This window comes from Flavobacterium cucumis (assembly GCF_900148835.1).
Classification (GTDB): Bacteria; Bacteroidota; Bacteroidia; order Flavobacteriales; family Flavobacteriaceae; genus Flavobacterium; species Flavobacterium cucumis.
In genome coordinates this window covers 142803-157883 of record NZ_FRYK01000006.1, presented here as the reverse complement: position 1 = coordinate 157883, position 15081 = coordinate 142803, and the positions used below count along the sequence as shown (strand labels likewise).

Sequence of the window (15081 nt, the reverse complement as noted above, 5' to 3'; positions counted from 1 at the left end):
TTTTATGTAAATACGCCAACGCTTCGCCACTGCTGTAACCGCCATCGGCTAAAAGTTCTTCTAACTCAATGTCGTTTTCCTTTAGGTTTTCTTCGGTAAGTTCCACAATTTGTTCTAAACACTGACTATCGCGTTTATCAGCAAAATCAGAACATGCTCCTGTAATCACATGATGCGCATCGTCTACTGCGATTTGTCCAAAATAGTTTAATTGTCGCGCTTTTCCCGGTTTTACACTCACTCTAGCATCGCTATCTGTGGGCGAATAATGCGTGTGATTCGATACATATTTGGGACGAATGATATTCCCAAATTCATCTATTTTGTCTTTGCCTGTAGCGTTAGGCATTCCTTTATAAGCTTCTTCTTTCCAAGCGTGGTGTTGTTCTACCAACTTCTTCCTTGCACTGGTGGTTTTAAATTCGCTGTTTTCTTCTAACTCGTTTACAAAAGCACTAGCATCTTCCAAAACTTCTTTCTCTACCAAACTATCCATAGAAGCATTGGCTTTGATAAAAACGCTATCCACCGCTTGACGTTTGCCACGAACCATGCCTTTATTTATGCACATTTTCAAGACTTCTTTAAACAAACTCAAAAACACTTCTTCGCCATACAAACTTCGTGTACGACTAATGGTGCTATGCCATGGTAATGACTCATGAACATCATAACCCAAAAACAAACGTATCGATAAACTATCACTACAAAAAGCGATTAATTGTCTATCTGAGTTGATGTTATTCAAATAACCCACCAACAATATCTTGAAGAAAACAACAGGATCAATACTCTCTTGTCCTTCCTTGCCATAATACTTTTTAGTAGCTCTATAAATGAACCTTAAATCGAGTTCGGTTAACAATTTTCTATAAAAATTATCTGCTGGAACCATGTCCAACAAATTAACCGATACAAATAATTGTGGGGTAAAATTCTTCTTTCCTTGCATGAATAAATTTACAAATTATCTCGTTTTTATGCAAGTATTTATATATTTGAGTTGTGCAACAAGCACAGGCGTTTGGCTCAATGGCGGGTGACGTGGTTAATTGAACATTCTACCTCGCATCAACTTTTGTGGTGTATTGACAGTTTTGTGCTCCGAAATCCGCCACTGCGCCAAGCGCCAAAACGTTGTGCATAATGCGAGAATAACGCAGTGAATGAACTTAAAACCATACGAGAATATTACAAACCGATTCAACCAACAGTTTCGGTTAACGACAATGAAATAAGTTATCGAGAAAGCACGCCGAATAAAGAGATTGAGGATTTCATATACTGTTTTTGGCAACTAAAAACACGAAAACCTTTAAAAAGAGATTATAATTACCGAGTAGTTTCTGACGGTTGTATCGACATATTTTTTGACCACAAGAAACCGACTGAAAACTTTGTGATGGGATTTTGCCGAAAGTTCGTTCAGTTCCCAATCGGAAAAGAATTTGATTATATCGGCATTCGATTTTTACCTTCTGCTTTTACGCATTTGTTTGGAGTTAATGCGAAAACATTAAGCAATCAATCTCAAGAACTGAACAAAATTTTGCCCAACTTTTCAGAGTGGATTAATTCAAAAATCAAACCAGCGGATTCATTTGAAAATATCACACAAATCCTGAATGAAAAAATAATCGAATTTTCAAATCCCCAAAGTATTAACTACGATCATCGTTTTTTGGATTCGTTAAACTTGATTTTCAAAAGGAATGGGTTTTTGGACACGGAAAAAGACCTTAATACAGGATTAAGTCCAAGACAACTTCGCAGAATTTTCAACTTTTATATCGGCACAACTGCAAAATCCTTCAGTAATGTTGTGCGATTTCAATATATTTTGAATGCAAAGCCTTCAAAACAAAGCCTTAAAGAAAACAAACTGTACTTTGATGTTGGATTTTTTGACCAAGCCCATTTCATTAAAAACTTCAAAACATTTTACGGTGTAACGCCTTCCGAAGCCTTTCGTTAAGTTTGTCCGATTTTTACAATGCCCCGGCTTTTTGTCCGCCTAAATTTGTAACAACAAAATTATTGACAATGAGAACATTATTATTAACCGTATTTGTTACGATAGTAAATTTGACAAATGCACAAACAACGAACAAAATGAAACTTAACGCAGGTGTTATTACCGAAAAATTACAGGAAACCAAGAAATTTTACACAGAAGCTTTGGGCTTTGGAGTAAGTTTTGAAAACGAATTTTATCTTTTACTTCACACACCCGACCAATCGGCAGAAATCAGTTTTTTACAACCGAACCACCCAAGTCAAAAACCCATTTTCCAATCGGAATTTAACGGGAAAGGAGTGTATTTGACGATTGAAGTCGAGAACGTAGATGAAATTTACAAACAACTTAAAGACAAAGGAGTTCAAATGGAAATTGAAATCCGAAACGAACCTTGGGGCGACAGGCATTTTGCAATTAAAGACCCTAACGGAATTGGAATTGATATTGTGACTTATACACAACCCGAAGAATAATGAAAGCAAAAAATATAGGTAAAACCATTGAAAAAAAGTTGAATGAAGTTGGCGTTTTCACATTGGCTGACTTGGCGGAAATAACACCAAAAGTTGCGTATAAAAAAATCTGCGAAAACTACCCAAATACAACCATTCCAAAATGCTATTATCTCTATTCTCTACAAGGAGCGTTATTGGATTTGGATTGGCGAGAGCTACCGGAAAATATAAAATCAGAACTGCTTGAAAAATAAAGCACTATGCACAACATTGTATAAACGCAATAGCGGGTTAAGTGCTAAATCGAAAGTGATTTTGTAAATTTAACGTTAGTTATAAACCGAAAAGTTCGGTTTCAAAATCCGCTACTACGTTTATACGAGACCGTTGTGCGCAAGGCTAAACGACCTCTTCATCCAAACTTGAGCAAACGATTTTTCAAATAGAAATTTAATATATTTACAATGCCAAAATGTTTTTTAAAACAACACTATTATGGACATTACAAATCTTCCCGAACATTTATTTGAAGGTAACTACACGGGCACATCAGACTTGCAAATTGCTAACTACGAGGTGTATAAACATGTTTCCAAAAATAAGATTAACCTAAACAAAAATGTATTCAGTTTTTTGTTAGACGGACAAAAGGACATTCACTTTTCTAATGACATCGTTTCAATAGATCATACACAATCCTTGCTCCTTGCGTCGGGGAATTTTTTAACAACAGAAATTGTTGGGGCAAATAGTTATAGTTGCCTACTCTTTTTCTTTTCTCAAAAAAACATTAATGATTTTTTATTGAAATATGGGCATTTATTTGACCCAAATGACTTTAACAAAGTAGCTACCAGTAGTCCTTATTTCCTTATGCAAAAAGACAATTTTATTATCCATTTTATTAATTCTATTCAACAAATTTATGGCTTGAATCAAACAATCTCTCAAAAGATTCTGGAATTGAAATTTGAAGAAATTATGCTATATCTGGCTGATAAGTATGGGCAAAGTTTTTTTGTTTATCTACATTCTTTGTTAATCAACGAAAGAGAATTATCTTTTAAAATGGTTATTGAAAAAAATCTGTACACGAGTTTGAATATTGATGAGGTCGCTTTTCTATGCAATATGAGCCTGTCTACTTTTAAGCGAAAATTCATACAATTATATCAAGAGTCTCCAGGAAAATGGTTTCAACTAAAACGGCTCAACAAAGCCAAAAAGTTATTGCTTAATAATGAAGCGACACCATCAGAAATCTATATGGACTTTGGTTATGATAGCTTATCAAATTTTAGCACAGCCTTTAAAAATGAATTTGGTTACAGTCCAAAAAACATTATGAAAACTTGACCTTTTTTCATAAGTTTTTGAACTAAATAAAAAAGCCTCACAAGCTTAAATGAGCTAAATTTGTTAAAACAAAATTGGTTTAATTAAAAAATAAAAAAACATGAAAAAATTAGGATTATTAGTTCGACTAGAAGCAAAAGCTGGAAAAGAAAAAAATGTTGAAGAGTTTATTACAAGTGCATTGCCACTTGCTAATGAAGAAGCGGGTACTATTACATGGTATGCGTTTCGTATTGACGCTTCTACATTTGGCATTTTTGACACTTTTTCAGATGAAGAGGGCAGAGAAGCACATCTTGGTGGTAAGATTGCAAAGGCGTTAATGGAAAATGCACCTGAATTGTTGGCTACTGCACCATCTATTGAGAAATTGGATGTTTTAGCGGCTAAATAAATACACCACAATTATTATAAAATGGCTGCCTGTCAAAGTTCTGTAAAGGAATTTGGACAGGTTGCCTTTGTTTACAAAACAGCTTGATAATAAATTAAGCGTAGAATGACGAAGAAGCCAGCACACAATAGCTAGAGTTTCGTTGGGCTTGCAAAGCCAACAATGAAACTCCTGTTGAACGGAACCGATTACTGTCTATCCACTATGGGGATTTCGATATGATTTGATAAAGATTTAGAAGAGGATGTAATTTCCTCTTTTTTTATGAAGTGTATTCATTGGTTTTTTAGTGTGTTTTCCTTCACTTTTAGGCATTAATACCCTTACCCATAAAATTAGTTTTTATAGGAACTTGAATTTTGGCTATCGCCAAGATTATCAGCTGTAATCTTGTCTTCTAAACTGCTCATTTGTAGTTGATGGCGGGAAATTCCTTGGATGTGTTGCATGACTAAAAATACAAAAATTGTGTTTTTCTTACAACTATTTAGCTATATTTGTTAATAGGATTGTGAGGTTTTTTCACAGTCTGACGTTAGCGGTAATTTTACGTAAGAACCTAAAAATAAACATTTTAAAATGAAATTTAAAATTATTCTATTACTTTTTTTTGCTTCGTTTATTAATAGTATTTATTCACAAAGTATTTTCTCTGCACTTCATATTGATAGCGATTTAGAATTGCGTAAAAACATATTGGTTAGTGAAATAACTACTGAAATAACTTTTTTTAATCAAAATAATATTGAAAGAAAAAAAGAAATCACAAGTTTGAATTCTAAAAACAAAATAATTACTGAATTAAGATACGATTCGGAAGATAACCTAAAAGAAAGGCTTACAAGAATTCACGATTCAACAGGAACTAAAAGTATATCAAGAAAAATAGAAAGATGGCATCCTATTGTCGGATATTCTTCTGAAACTGCATTTTATGAGTATGACGAAAAAGGATTCCTAATAAAAGTAATTGATAAAAATCAAAATAATAAAATCATAAGAGAAACTACAATTATAAATAATGAAAAAGGAAATCCAATTGAACTAAAACTAAAAACCGATAGTAATGTTGATTTCGGAATTGAAATTGCAGAATATGATTATTTAAATAATTCTGTCATAACGAAAGTCTTCGATAAAAATGGAAAGATAATCTCAACAAATAATGGGAAAATTGACTATTCAAAAAAAGAAGAAAACGACATTATAAATGAATATGGTGACGTAATAAAATCAGAAGATTATGAATATGAATTTAAATATGACAAAAAAGGTAATTGGACAACACAAGTTCGCTATAAAATTATTGGTGGAAAAAGAATTAAAAATGCTGAATTTAGAAGAAAATTAAAGTATCGAAAATAAAAACTGCTGCCAATAGCTAGAGTTTCGTTGGGCTTGCAAAGCCAACAATGAAACTCCTGTTGAGCGGAACCGATTACTGTCTATCCACTATGGGGATTTCGATATGATTTGATAAAGATTTAGAAGAGGATGTAGTTTCTTCTTTTTTTATGAAGTGTATTCATTGTTTTTTTAGTGTGTTTTCCTTCACTTTTAGGCATTAATACCCTTACCCATAAAATTAGTTTTATTAGAACTTGAGTTTTGGCTATCGTAAAGATTATCAGCTGTAATATTGTCTGCTAAACTACTCATTTGGAGTTGATGGCGTGAAATTCCTTGGATGTGTTGCATGATTAAAAATACAAAGTTTGTATTTTTCTTACAACTAATTAGCTATATTTGTTAATAGGATTGTGAGGTTTTTTCGCAGTCTGACGTTATGCCTAATTTTAACCGAAACGAGAAAAACAGACAATTAATGAATAAATTTTCACTTTCAATTTTATTATTTTTTATAATTAATATCTCGTATGGACAAGAATGCCAAATTCCAAATTTATTGGACAAAGAAATTATTGAAGCTTCTAACAATGAAAAGTTTGTAGAAGAAGATTTTTACAGAATTAACAATTTGCTTTTTGAATATCAAGCAAAAGACAGTTTGAAAAATTTGAATAAATGCTCTTCATATTTTAAAAACATCGAAAAACTATTTAATTCTGAAACTACTGAAAAACGTGTTTTAGCATACAGATTGATTGGAGTTGCAAATGACAGTACTTTTAACAACGAACTTATCAATAGAATTAACTCAAATGAAAGTACACTTTTAAAAACTTGGAGCACAACTGCATTAATGGCAAATAATTGCGGAAAAGCATCTGATGATTTATTTGTTTTATTCTCATCATTTCCAAAAGGATTACCTGTTGATATTTTGATAAATATGTACATTAAATATGATACAAATGCTGTAAAAAAAACTTGTTGGAAATTTATAGATTCAGAAAATAGAAACCAACAAATTATGGCTATCCAATGCTTAGCAAACTTTGAAAAAGACGAAAAATTACAAGCAAAACTAATTGAGTTTTTAAGCTCTTGGGATAATAATTCTAAAGGTTGGGTAATTTCGTCAATTTCAATGCAGAAAATGGAAAATCTAAAACCAATTTTAGAAAAATATAGTGAAGTTGAAAACTTAAAAAACGTTATCATTGGAGCATTAGAAAACAGTCCAACGAAAACGGACAAAAAGTTTGCGAAACAACTCGAAAAGAAGAAAAACTAGGCATAATAGCTAGAGTTTCGTTGGGCTTGCAAAGCCAACAATGAAACTCCTGTTGAACGGAACCGATTACTGTTTATCCACTATGGGGATTTCGATATGATTTGATAAAGATTTAGAAGAGGATGTAGTTTCCTCTTTTTTTATGAAGTGTATTTATTGGTTTTTTAGTGTGTTTTCCTTCACTTTTATGTGTAAGCAACTTTCCAATTCAGTTGAAGCATTTAAAAACAGATCAATTTATAAAGAACTGACTGAACAAATTATTGACACAACTTCAGACAAAAATTTATTACAAGTGGTTTTTGACAACCTTTCTGAAAAACAACCAACCGATTTCGAAAAGGGATATGAAATGGTAATGTCTTGGAACAAATCAAGACATGCGATTTATATGATTTGGGCATTAGAAGCAGAAGTGAATAATGGCGGTTACAACCAATTTTATTTCAATTCAAGCGGACAGTTTTATAAACATTTACCCGACGCTTTAAAACTTGTAGGAGCACCAAAGTTTGCTGACTTGACCAAACGAGCCAACAACACATTTGAAAAGGAGAACCCGAAAATAACTCAACACCAAGACGGAACAATTGAAGGATTTAGTAAATCATATGACGAAAATCCACTAAACAAATTTGATGACGAGTTTTACGACCTTTACGAGACTGAAAACTTGTAACAAATTCAAGTTGACTTCATAAGGAAAAACAAAAAGGAATTTATAGACAAATGACACGAAAAAAGGAAGCCCGAACCGCTAACATCACCTATACGCAAGCTGGGGTTTCGTGCTTCGTAGGAAGTTTAGTGGTAATAAGCCCTTCCTGTGTATAGTTGAGAACCGTTATAGGTGATTTTACCAAAATTTCTAGGAAAATATTTGCTAGGTTACCAAAATTTGGTAACTTTATAAAAAAATGAAGAAATCATGGGAAGAAACACATCAATATCATTAGGCAATCATTTCGAAAGTTTTATAGAATCAACCGTTTCTAAAGGCCGTTTCAGCAACGCAAGTGAAGTCGTACGCGCTGGACTTCGACTTTTGGAAGAAGAAGAAAACCGTATAATAGTTTTGCGTAATGCCATCCGTGAAGGAATTGAAAGCGGACGAGCTGCCGATTTTGATCCAAAGAAACATTTAGAAACTCTAAAGACAAGAAAAAGAAATGGCTAAGTTTTACTTAACCAACAAAGCTGTTGAGGATTTAGGTGATATCTGGAACTATACTGTTGAAACTTGGTCTGAAAACCAGGCAGAGATTTATTATTCTCTACTTATTGATTCTTGCCAAGAATTAGCAAACAAACCTAATCAAGGAAAATCATACGAAATCGTGGAAAAAAAAGTTTTAGGTTATAAAACTGGTCAACATGTGGTTTTTTACAGAATAGTTTTTGGAAATGAAATCGAATTTGTTAGGATTTTGCATGGTATGATGGATATGAAAAACCACCTATAATAGCTAGAGTTTCGTTGCGTGCGAAGCACGAACAATGAAACTCCTGTTGAAAGGAACCGATTACTGTCTATCCACTATGGGGATTTCGATATGATTTGATAAAGATTTAGAAGAGGATTTAGTTTCCTCTTTTTTATGAAGTGTATTCATTGGTTTTTTATCGTGTTTTCCTTCACTTTTAGGCATAGATACCCTTATCCATAAAATTACTTTTTATAGGAACTTGAATTTTGGCTATCGCCAAGATTATCAGCTATAATCTTGTCTGCTAAACAACTCATTTGGATTTGATGGCAAGAAATTCCTTGGATGTGTTGCATGATTAATGATACAATATTTGTGTTTTTCTTACAACTATTTGGCTATATTTGTTAATAGGATTGTAAGGTTTTTTCACAGTCTGCCGTTGGTGGCAATTTTGAAAAATAGACAAATAAGGACGAACTTTTCTAAAAAAAAAAAAAAACAGAAAAGTTCGTCCTTAATTAATTATTAAAATTAGTTTTAGCTCATTGTACAAGTGGTACAACCATTACAAAAATACGCTACATAGCCTAACAGCCCTTTCTTTTCAAGCTTACAGCTTCCTCCTTGGGAACCACCACTACAGCTACAAGATGATGGAGCGTCTACATCAGAAATAATACTTACATTTAAATTTGGAATTAATTCTTGTAGATTGGCATCATTTGGAATAATTATACCTATTTCAAATCCATAAAGTAAAGTTTTTGCATATACATACTTGTTTTTGTCGTATATACCTGATTCAAAATCAGGTTTTTCAGCATATTTATAAATAATATCGTAGGTTCTTTTAATTTCTTCCTTAATCTCTTTAATTTCAAAGAAACCATCTATACCATCACTTGACAAACTTGCTTTTTCTTGTATTATGTTTGCATCCATCAATGTGTTTTTAGCATTTAGCACTCCAACTATTTGTAGATTTGGTGTTAGAACTGCTGATGCTTTTCCTGTACAAGAACCTGTGCAGGAACTTTGCAGACAGCTATATCCTAAATCTTTATTATGAAAAGTTGTACAACTTCCACCTGCCCCACAAGTACAAGAATATCCTCCACCCTCAATTGATAAGATATATTTACCCGTTTCTATATTTTTAAGCAGAAAGATATATTCTTCTGGTAACTCAAAAACAACTTCATTCTTATGTTCATTAGAATAGTACCAATAAGTACCTTTAGGAAGATAAATATCATCCCCTAAAAGAGTTTCTTCTTCAAGAATACTTCCATTTAATTTCATTGATTTTAAATGTTCAGTATTAACCACGTCTTCATCATGTATATCAGAACAAGAAATCACTAAAGTTATCATTGTTATTAGCATAATAAACAATGAAATGAAAAATCTATTTTTCATAATAAAAAGGTATTAATTATGCTTACTTTCAGTATTTCAAGTCGCTGTTTCAGCTTTTACGACTTTAGAGTTTAATCTGTTGATTCTAATTCAAATATTTCGTTTACTGTTTTTCCAAATACTTTAGAAATCTTTAAAGACAAGACAGTAGAAGGCACATATTTTCCTAATTCCATAGCGTTGATTGTTTGTCTACTTACATTTACTTTTTCAGCTAATTCAGATTGTGTTAAATTGGCTATAGCCCTCTCTATTTTCACCTTATTCTTCATTGAAATTCTGATTATACTTATAAACTTCCCATCTAAATCTGATAATAAAAAAGAACAAATTAGAAAACATTGATATTGCTAAAATTTTTAAAAAAGGCAATCCATAAAAAAAAAGATAACATATTAAAAGGATTGTATAATTAAAATATGTTGCCCAAGCCAAACTGTCTAATCGAATTTTCATAATCATTTCATCTTCTATCTTCTATCTTCTCTTTTGAAAAAGCATATACAATACCACTAATAATTAGTATAAAAAATAAAATTTCATCTAAAATCTCATTATAAATAAATGAAAAGTAGTATGTAGGAAAAATTGCCGTTTTGCTGTTTGTGCCAAAAACTAACTCACCATTTCCTGCAACTGCAAAAACAGGAGATTTTGGATTAATTTTAGAAAAGACATCGTAATCAACACACATTATGATTACAAAAACTAAACTTATAAAAAATATTAATCCACTTGACTTTTTAATCTTATATGGAAATAAAAATCTTGTTTTCATCTATCTTAAAGTTTTAATTCAACAAATGTAAAGTATGTTTTACTTAAAAGCAAATGTTTTTTACAAAAAGTAATGTAAACTTTATAAATTAAAAAAAATCAGAAATAAAAACTGCCAACAATAGCTAGAGTTTCGTTGGGCTTGCAAAGCCAACAATGAAACTCCTGTTGAACGGAACCGATTACTGTCTATCCACTATGGGGATTTCGATATGATTTGATAAAGATTTAGAAGAGGATTTAGTTTCCTCTTTTTTTTTGAAGTGTATTCATTGGTTTTTTATCGTTTTTTCCTTCACTTTTAGGCATTAATACCCCTATCCATAAAATTAGTTTTTATAGGAACTTGAATTTTGGCTATCGCCAAGATTATCAGCTGTAATCTTGTCTTCTAAACAACTCATTTGGATTTGATGGCGAGAAATTCCTTGGATGTGTTGCATGATTAAAAATACAAAATTTGTGTTTTTCTTACAACTATTTAGATATAATTTATTTATGTGATTGTGAGCTTTTTTCGCAGGCTTTCGTTAGCGGCAAGAAAATAGATACGTGCATTATAAACAAAACTTGCACGTATCAAAAAAACTTTTTAACTTTACACGTATAAGTTTAACTTAAAAAGGTCGTGTATTATGAATACCAAGCTAACGTTAACAATCGATCAATCTGTAATTGAAAAGGCTAAAAAATATGCTAAAGAAAAAGAGCGCAGTTTATCTGATTTAATTGAAAATTATTTAAAAGCATTAACAAAAGATAGTACTCAAAATGATATTGAGTTAACTCCTATCGTAAAATCTTTAAAGGGTTCGTTTAGTGCTCCAAAAAATATTGATTATAAGAAGGATTTAGCAAATAGATTATCAGAAAAATATTTATAATCTATGGTAAAAATTCTAATCGATACTGATGTTATACTTGATTTCTTTTTTGATCGAGAACCATTTTCGGAAAACGCAGCAAAAATCCTATCTCTTTGTGAATCAAAAGAAATTAAAGGATTTGTCACTCCCGTAATTATTAGTAATGTCTATTATATATTAAGACAAACAGCGAAACACGAAAAAGTAATAGAAAAGTTAAAAATGTTAGTTTCAATTGCAGAAATTCTTGTAATTAATAAAGACTCGATATTAAAAGCATTAAATTCAGATTTCAAAGATTTTGAAGATGCTTTACAAAACTATTCGGCGGAACTATATAAAGAAATTGATATTATTATAACACGAAATACCAAAGATTATAAAAACAGTTCGTTAGGTGTCATGACACCAGATAATTATTTAAAAATGAGGATTGCCAGTCGTTAACTGGGTAACTGTTGCACAACCATCATTTTTTAAAAATAAGCTACAAAAGGTATAAGTTTCAACCTCTTTTTAAAGTAATTTAAAAGAGGTTTATTTTTTAGTTGTAGTTAATTAAAGAATAGAGATTAAAAATATTAATCCGTCTACTTGTTGATAAATGTTGTAAACTTATTTTAGCTAAAGAAAATTAAAATTGGTTTATAGCGCTCATAGTCACTAAACGTTAGACAAGGGTGTTTAGTTTTATTGAAAAATTATAATTTTTTAAATTTATTTTTGAAAATAATTTACAATTTTTATAAAATTATTAAAAATTATTCAATAATTAACGGTATCTTTGTTTTTTATTAATACAATTTTTTATGAACGAAGGAACAATTAAGTTTTTCAATGAAGCAAAAGGCTTCGGATTTATTACTCCAAAAGATGGTGGTAATGACATATTTGTACATGCTACAGGTCTTAACGAATCAGTACGTGAGAATGACACGGTTACTTACTCTGTAGAAAACGGACAAAAAGGACCTACTGCAACTAATGTAAACGTTATCTAAGATATATTTTACTTTTTACAAATAAAGCCAATCTATTATAGATTGGCTTTTTTAGTTCTAGGTTTTAATGCATTTTTTTTTAAGTTTAAACATTTTCGAATTTTCGTAAGATTTTTTATATATTTGATTCCTTTTTAAGAGTATTGCCATTTAATATAACGGTGCAAAGTTATATTTCATTGTAGTTTTTAGTTAAATTTTTTTGACACTTTTATTAGAATTTTATTATTGATTTACTAAGGCCTCTATTTTAACTAAATAAAATAACTAAACAAAATATAATGAAAACTCATTTTTTTAAACAACTTAAAATAGTATTAGTATTATTCTCAATCCCCATTTTAATTCAAAGTTGTGCCGTTACAGGCCTCCCTAATGAGCCAATGAGTTTTAGAAAAGAAACGGCTAAAAACGGCTTGCTTGTAGGCTCTATTTCATTTCCCAAAGAAAAAGCAAGATTTAATGGTTATTTTATACGAGTAAGTGCGATAGATGCCGATGAAAAAACGGCTAAAAAAAATTCAACGGAAATACAAATAAGTCCAGAACAAATTTGGAAAATGAAACACAAAGGGCAATTAGATAATAAAACAACTTATTTATTTGCCATAGAGCGACCTGAAGGAAAATATGAAATCTCAAGTATCCGTTTATTCTCAAATAGTGGTATTGCAGCTTTACAAAGAACAAATTACACAGGAAGTTTTTCAATTCCTTTCGATGTTAAAAAAGGGGAAATTACTTATGTAGGTACTATTGTTTTTGATGAATATGCTGGTGAAAATGACACATTAGTATCCTATAAAAATAATTATCAACGAGATATTCTGGCTATAAAAACACTTCAACCATCTGTTGATTGGAGTAAAGCAATAAATGATACAAACCGAAAAATAGAATATAACAATAATAAAGTAAAAAGGTAAAAGTAAATCTTTATTTACTTTAACATCTCAAAAAAAACATTTAAAAAAATTATTTTTAAATGTTTTGTAAAAAATTTAGAAGCCTTTCACAAATCTAAAGCAATTGATAAAAGATTCGTGAAAGGCATTTTTTATTTAAACCTGAATCACCCCAAGATTGAAAGGTTTTTCAATAGGAGCATGGTTGGCTGCTTCAATTCCTAAAGAAATCCAATTTCTTGTTTCTAAAGGGTCTATAATTGCATCGGTCCATAAACGAGAAGCAGCATAGTAAGGCGAAACTTGTTCGTCGTAACGTGCTTTTATTTTATCAAATAATGCGGCCTCTTTTGCTTCATCAATAACTTCTCCCTTTGCTTTTAAAGAAGAGGCTTCAATTTGAGCCAATACCTTTGCCGCTTGTGTTCCCCCCATAACGGCTAATTCCGCACTAGGCCATGCAAAAATTAATCGTGGGTCGTAAGCTTTTCCACACATAGCATAATTTCCAGCACCGTAGGAATTCCCTACAATAACGGTAAATTTAGGTACTACAGAATTCGCCATGGCATTTACCATTTTAGCACCATCTTTGATGATACCACCATGTTCTGATTTAGAACCCACCATAAAACCGGTTACATCTTGTATAAAAACCAATGGAATTTTCTTTTGATTGCAATTCGCAATAAAACGGGTAGCTTTATCCGCTGAATCCGAATAAATAGCCCCTCCAAATTGCATTTCGCCTTTCGCATTTTTTACAACTTTGCGTTGATTGGCTACGATTCCTACAGCCCAACCATCGATGCGAGCATAGGCTGTAATTAAGGTTTTTCCATAATCGCCCTTATATTCATCAAATTCAGAATTGTCTACCAAACGTTTGATGATTTCGTACATATCGTATTGATCAGCTCGAGACTTTGGTAAAATACCATAAATATCTTTGGGCTCTAAAGCGGGTTTTTCGGATTTCACACGATTGTAACCTGCTTTGTCAAAAGCACCTATTTTACCCATGATGCTCTTTATTCGATTCAAAGCATCTTTATCGTCTTTAGCCTTATAATCGGTTACCCCTGAAATTTCGCAATGGGTTGTAGCACCACCAAGTGTTTCGTTGTCTATGGTTTCCCCAATGGCTGCTTTTACCAAATAACTTCCTGCTAAGAAAATACTTCCCGTTTTATCAACAATCATGGCCTCGTCACTCATGATTGGCAAATAGGCGCCACCCGCCACACAGCTTCCCATTACAGCTGCAATTTGGGTAATACCCATACTGCTCATGATCGCATTGTTTCTAAAAATTCTCCCGAAATGTTCTTTATCAGGAAATATTTCGTCTTGCATGGGTAAATAAACTCCCGCAGAGTCAACTAAATAGATAATAGGTAATCTGTTTTCGATAGCAATTTCTTGTGCTCTAAGGTTCTTTTTACCAGTGATAGGAAACCAAGCACCAGCTTTAACTGTTGCATCATTGGCTACAACTATACATTGTTTTCCTGAGATATAACCCATCTTAACAACGACACCTCCAGAAGGACACCCTCCATGTTCTTTGTACATTCCTTCTCCTGCAAAGGCTCCAATTTCAATACTCTTGGCTTTTTCATCTAATAAATAATCGATACGTTCTCGTGCCGTCATTTTACCTTCAGCATGTAATTTTTCAATGCGTTTTGTGCCACCTCCCAATTTTACTTGGGCAAATCGGTTTTTTAAATCGGAAAGTAATAGTTTGTTATGGTCTTCGTTTTTATTGAAATTAATATCCATTTGGGTTTTGTTGTTTATTGATTGGCTAAAATACA

The 15081-nt window shown here is 31.8% G+C and carries 20 protein-coding genes; 14 read left to right on the top strand and 6 right to left on the bottom strand.

The window, feature by feature from the left end; all coding sequences use genetic code 11:
* Window positions 1-952 (bottom strand): transposase (locus BUE95_RS12965; protein WP_143165305.1); only part of this gene is annotated, 952 nt, incomplete at its 3' end.
* Window positions 953-1162: 210 nt separating this feature from the next.
* Between BUE95_RS12965 and BUE95_RS12960 the strand changes: the two genes are divergently transcribed.
* The 6 genes from BUE95_RS12960 to BUE95_RS12935 all read left to right on the top strand — a co-directional run bounded on the left by BUE95_RS12960 (window position 1163) and on the right by BUE95_RS12935 (window position 5590).
* Window positions 1163-1975, top strand: coding sequence for a helix-turn-helix domain-containing protein (locus tag BUE95_RS12960; protein ID WP_073585171.1), 813 nt, complete (start codon window positions 1163-1165; stop codon window positions 1973-1975).
* A 137-nt stretch (window positions 1976-2112) separates the two neighbouring features.
* Window positions 2113-2493, top strand: coding sequence for a VOC family protein (locus tag BUE95_RS12955; protein WP_073585201.1), 381 nt, complete (start codon window positions 2113-2115; stop codon window positions 2491-2493).
* Window positions 2493-2729, top strand: coding sequence for a TfoX/Sxy family DNA transformation protein (locus BUE95_RS12950; protein ID WP_073585168.1), 237 nt, complete (start codon window positions 2493-2495; stop codon window positions 2727-2729). The genes BUE95_RS12955 and BUE95_RS12950 overlap by 1 nt, the downstream gene beginning before the upstream one ends.
* 241 nt (window positions 2730-2970) lie before the next feature.
* Window positions 2971-3831, top strand: coding sequence for a helix-turn-helix domain-containing protein (locus BUE95_RS12945; protein ID WP_073585166.1), 861 nt, complete (start codon window positions 2971-2973; stop codon window positions 3829-3831).
* Window positions 3832-3931: 100 nt separating this feature from the next.
* Window positions 3932-4225 carry a putative quinol monooxygenase gene (locus BUE95_RS12940; RefSeq protein WP_073585164.1) on the top strand — a complete coding sequence of 98 codons (294 nt, stop codon included), beginning with the start codon at window positions 3932-3934 and terminating at the stop codon, window positions 4223-4225.
* A 579-nt stretch (window positions 4226-4804) separates the two neighbouring features.
* Window positions 4805-5590 (top strand): hypothetical protein, encoded by a 786-nt coding sequence (locus BUE95_RS12935; protein ID WP_073585162.1) that lies wholly within the window; start codon window positions 4805-4807, stop codon window positions 5588-5590.
* A 192-nt stretch (window positions 5591-5782) separates the two neighbouring features.
* On the opposite strand, the gene BUE95_RS13700 is transcribed toward BUE95_RS12935, so the two are convergent.
* A complete protein-coding gene (locus BUE95_RS13700) occupies window positions 5783-5923 on the bottom strand; it encodes a hypothetical protein (protein ID WP_159433522.1) in 141 nt (46 codons plus the stop codon).
* 127 nt (window positions 5924-6050) lie between these two features.
* Here BUE95_RS13700 and BUE95_RS12930 point away from each other — a divergent pair, with 127 nt between their 5' ends.
* The 4 genes from BUE95_RS12930 to BUE95_RS12915 all read left to right on the top strand — a co-directional run bounded on the left by BUE95_RS12930 (window position 6051) and on the right by BUE95_RS12915 (window position 8326).
* The gene (locus BUE95_RS12930; RefSeq protein ID WP_143165304.1) at window positions 6051-6863 is read left to right on the top strand and encodes a hypothetical protein; all 813 of its coding nucleotides are present in this window, start codon (window positions 6051-6053) and stop codon (window positions 6861-6863) included.
* A gap of 187 nt (window positions 6864-7050) precedes the next feature.
* Window positions 7051-7542, top strand: coding sequence for a DMP19 family protein (locus BUE95_RS12925; protein WP_234977658.1), 492 nt, complete (start codon window positions 7051-7053; stop codon window positions 7540-7542).
* Between the two features lie 249 nt (window positions 7543-7791).
* Complete coding sequence (locus tag BUE95_RS12920; RefSeq protein ID WP_073585156.1) at window positions 7792-8040, top strand: type II toxin-antitoxin system ParD family antitoxin; 249 nt, start codon at window positions 7792-7794, stop codon at window positions 8038-8040.
* Window positions 8033-8326 (top strand): type II toxin-antitoxin system RelE/ParE family toxin, encoded by a 294-nt coding sequence (locus BUE95_RS12915; protein ID WP_073585154.1) that lies wholly within the window; start codon window positions 8033-8035, stop codon window positions 8324-8326. The genes BUE95_RS12920 and BUE95_RS12915 overlap by 8 nt, the downstream gene beginning before the upstream one ends.
* 504 nt (window positions 8327-8830) lie before the next feature.
* Here BUE95_RS12915 and BUE95_RS12910 read toward each other — a convergent pair.
* The 3 genes from BUE95_RS12910 to BUE95_RS12895 form a co-directional block, all read right to left on the bottom strand.
* Window positions 8831-9712, bottom strand: coding sequence for a hypothetical protein (locus tag BUE95_RS12910; protein WP_073585152.1), 882 nt, complete (start codon window positions 9710-9712; stop codon window positions 8831-8833).
* 71 nt (window positions 9713-9783) lie between these two features.
* Window positions 9784-9984 (bottom strand): helix-turn-helix transcriptional regulator, encoded by a 201-nt coding sequence (locus BUE95_RS12905; RefSeq protein ID WP_073585150.1) that lies wholly within the window; start codon window positions 9982-9984, stop codon window positions 9784-9786.
* Between the two features lie 191 nt (window positions 9985-10175).
* Complete coding sequence (locus tag BUE95_RS12895; RefSeq protein WP_073585146.1) at window positions 10176-10490, bottom strand: hypothetical protein; 315 nt, start codon at window positions 10488-10490, stop codon at window positions 10176-10178.
* 634 nt (window positions 10491-11124) lie between these two features.
* On the opposite strand from BUE95_RS12895, the gene BUE95_RS12890 reads away from it, so the two are divergent.
* From BUE95_RS12890 to BUE95_RS12875, 4 genes are all read left to right on the top strand, one after another.
* Window positions 11125-11373, top strand: coding sequence for a DUF6364 family protein (locus BUE95_RS12890; protein ID WP_073585144.1), 249 nt, complete (start codon window positions 11125-11127; stop codon window positions 11371-11373).
* A gap of 3 nt (window positions 11374-11376) precedes the next feature.
* Window positions 11377-11802 carry a PIN domain-containing protein gene (locus BUE95_RS12885; RefSeq protein WP_073585143.1) on the top strand — a complete coding sequence of 142 codons (426 nt, stop codon included), beginning with the start codon at window positions 11377-11379 and terminating at the stop codon, window positions 11800-11802.
* Between the two features lie 362 nt (window positions 11803-12164).
* On the top strand, window positions 12165-12356 hold the full coding sequence (locus BUE95_RS12880; protein WP_073585142.1) for a cold-shock protein: 192 nt from the start codon (window positions 12165-12167) through the stop codon (window positions 12354-12356).
* Window positions 12357-12637: 281 nt separating this feature from the next.
* Complete coding sequence (locus BUE95_RS12875; protein ID WP_073585141.1) at window positions 12638-13282, top strand: hypothetical protein; 645 nt, start codon at window positions 12638-12640, stop codon at window positions 13280-13282.
* A gap of 135 nt (window positions 13283-13417) precedes the next feature.
* On the opposite strand, the gene BUE95_RS12870 is transcribed toward BUE95_RS12875, so the two are convergent.
* A complete protein-coding gene (locus BUE95_RS12870) occupies window positions 13418-15046 on the bottom strand; it encodes an acyl-CoA carboxylase subunit beta (RefSeq protein ID WP_073585140.1) in 1629 nt (542 codons plus the stop codon).
* Window positions 15047-15081 lie beyond the last annotated feature (35 nt).

What these genes read in the sequence shown, in the direction of transcription:
- BUE95_RS12955 (WP_073585201.1), top strand. Translation starts at nt 2,113, where the DNA reads ATGAAACTTAACGCAGGTGTTATTACCGAAAAATTACAGGAAACCAAG.
- BUE95_RS12950 (WP_073585168.1), top strand. Translation starts at nt 2,493, where the DNA reads ATGAAAGCAAAAAATATAGGTAAAACCATTGAAAAAAAGTTGAATGAA.
- BUE95_RS12945 (WP_073585166.1), top strand. Translation starts at nt 2,971, where the DNA reads ATGGACATTACAAATCTTCCCGAACATTTATTTGAAGGTAACTACACG.
- BUE95_RS12940 (WP_073585164.1), top strand. Translation starts at nt 3,932, where the DNA reads ATGAAAAAATTAGGATTATTAGTTCGACTAGAAGCAAAAGCTGGAAAA.
- BUE95_RS12935 (WP_073585162.1), top strand. Translation starts at nt 4,805, where the DNA reads ATGAAATTTAAAATTATTCTATTACTTTTTTTTGCTTCGTTTATTAAT.
- BUE95_RS13700 (WP_159433522.1), bottom strand. Translation starts at nt 5,923, where the DNA reads ATGCAACACATCCAAGGAATTTCACGCCATCAACTCCAAATGAGTAGT.
- BUE95_RS12930 (WP_143165304.1), top strand. Translation starts at nt 6,051, where the DNA reads ATGAATAAATTTTCACTTTCAATTTTATTATTTTTTATAATTAATATC.
- BUE95_RS12925 (WP_234977658.1), top strand. Translation starts at nt 7,051, where the DNA reads ATGTGTAAGCAACTTTCCAATTCAGTTGAAGCATTTAAAAACAGATCA.
- BUE95_RS12920 (WP_073585156.1), top strand. Translation starts at nt 7,792, where the DNA reads ATGGGAAGAAACACATCAATATCATTAGGCAATCATTTCGAAAGTTTT.
- BUE95_RS12915 (WP_073585154.1), top strand. Translation starts at nt 8,033, where the DNA reads ATGGCTAAGTTTTACTTAACCAACAAAGCTGTTGAGGATTTAGGTGAT.
- BUE95_RS12910 (WP_073585152.1), bottom strand. Translation starts at nt 9,712, where the DNA reads ATGAAAAATAGATTTTTCATTTCATTGTTTATTATGCTAATAACAATG.
- BUE95_RS12905 (WP_073585150.1), bottom strand. Translation starts at nt 9,984, where the DNA reads ATGAAGAATAAGGTGAAAATAGAGAGGGCTATAGCCAATTTAACACAA.
- BUE95_RS12895 (WP_073585146.1), bottom strand. Translation starts at nt 10,490, where the DNA reads ATGAAAACAAGATTTTTATTTCCATATAAGATTAAAAAGTCAAGTGGA.
- BUE95_RS12890 (WP_073585144.1), top strand. Translation starts at nt 11,125, where the DNA reads ATGAATACCAAGCTAACGTTAACAATCGATCAATCTGTAATTGAAAAG.
- BUE95_RS12885 (WP_073585143.1), top strand. Translation starts at nt 11,377, where the DNA reads ATGGTAAAAATTCTAATCGATACTGATGTTATACTTGATTTCTTTTTT.
- BUE95_RS12880 (WP_073585142.1), top strand. Translation starts at nt 12,165, where the DNA reads ATGAACGAAGGAACAATTAAGTTTTTCAATGAAGCAAAAGGCTTCGGA.
- BUE95_RS12875 (WP_073585141.1), top strand. Translation starts at nt 12,638, where the DNA reads ATGAAAACTCATTTTTTTAAACAACTTAAAATAGTATTAGTATTATTC.
- BUE95_RS12870 (WP_073585140.1), bottom strand. Translation starts at nt 15,046, where the DNA reads ATGGATATTAATTTCAATAAAAACGAAGACCATAACAAACTATTACTT.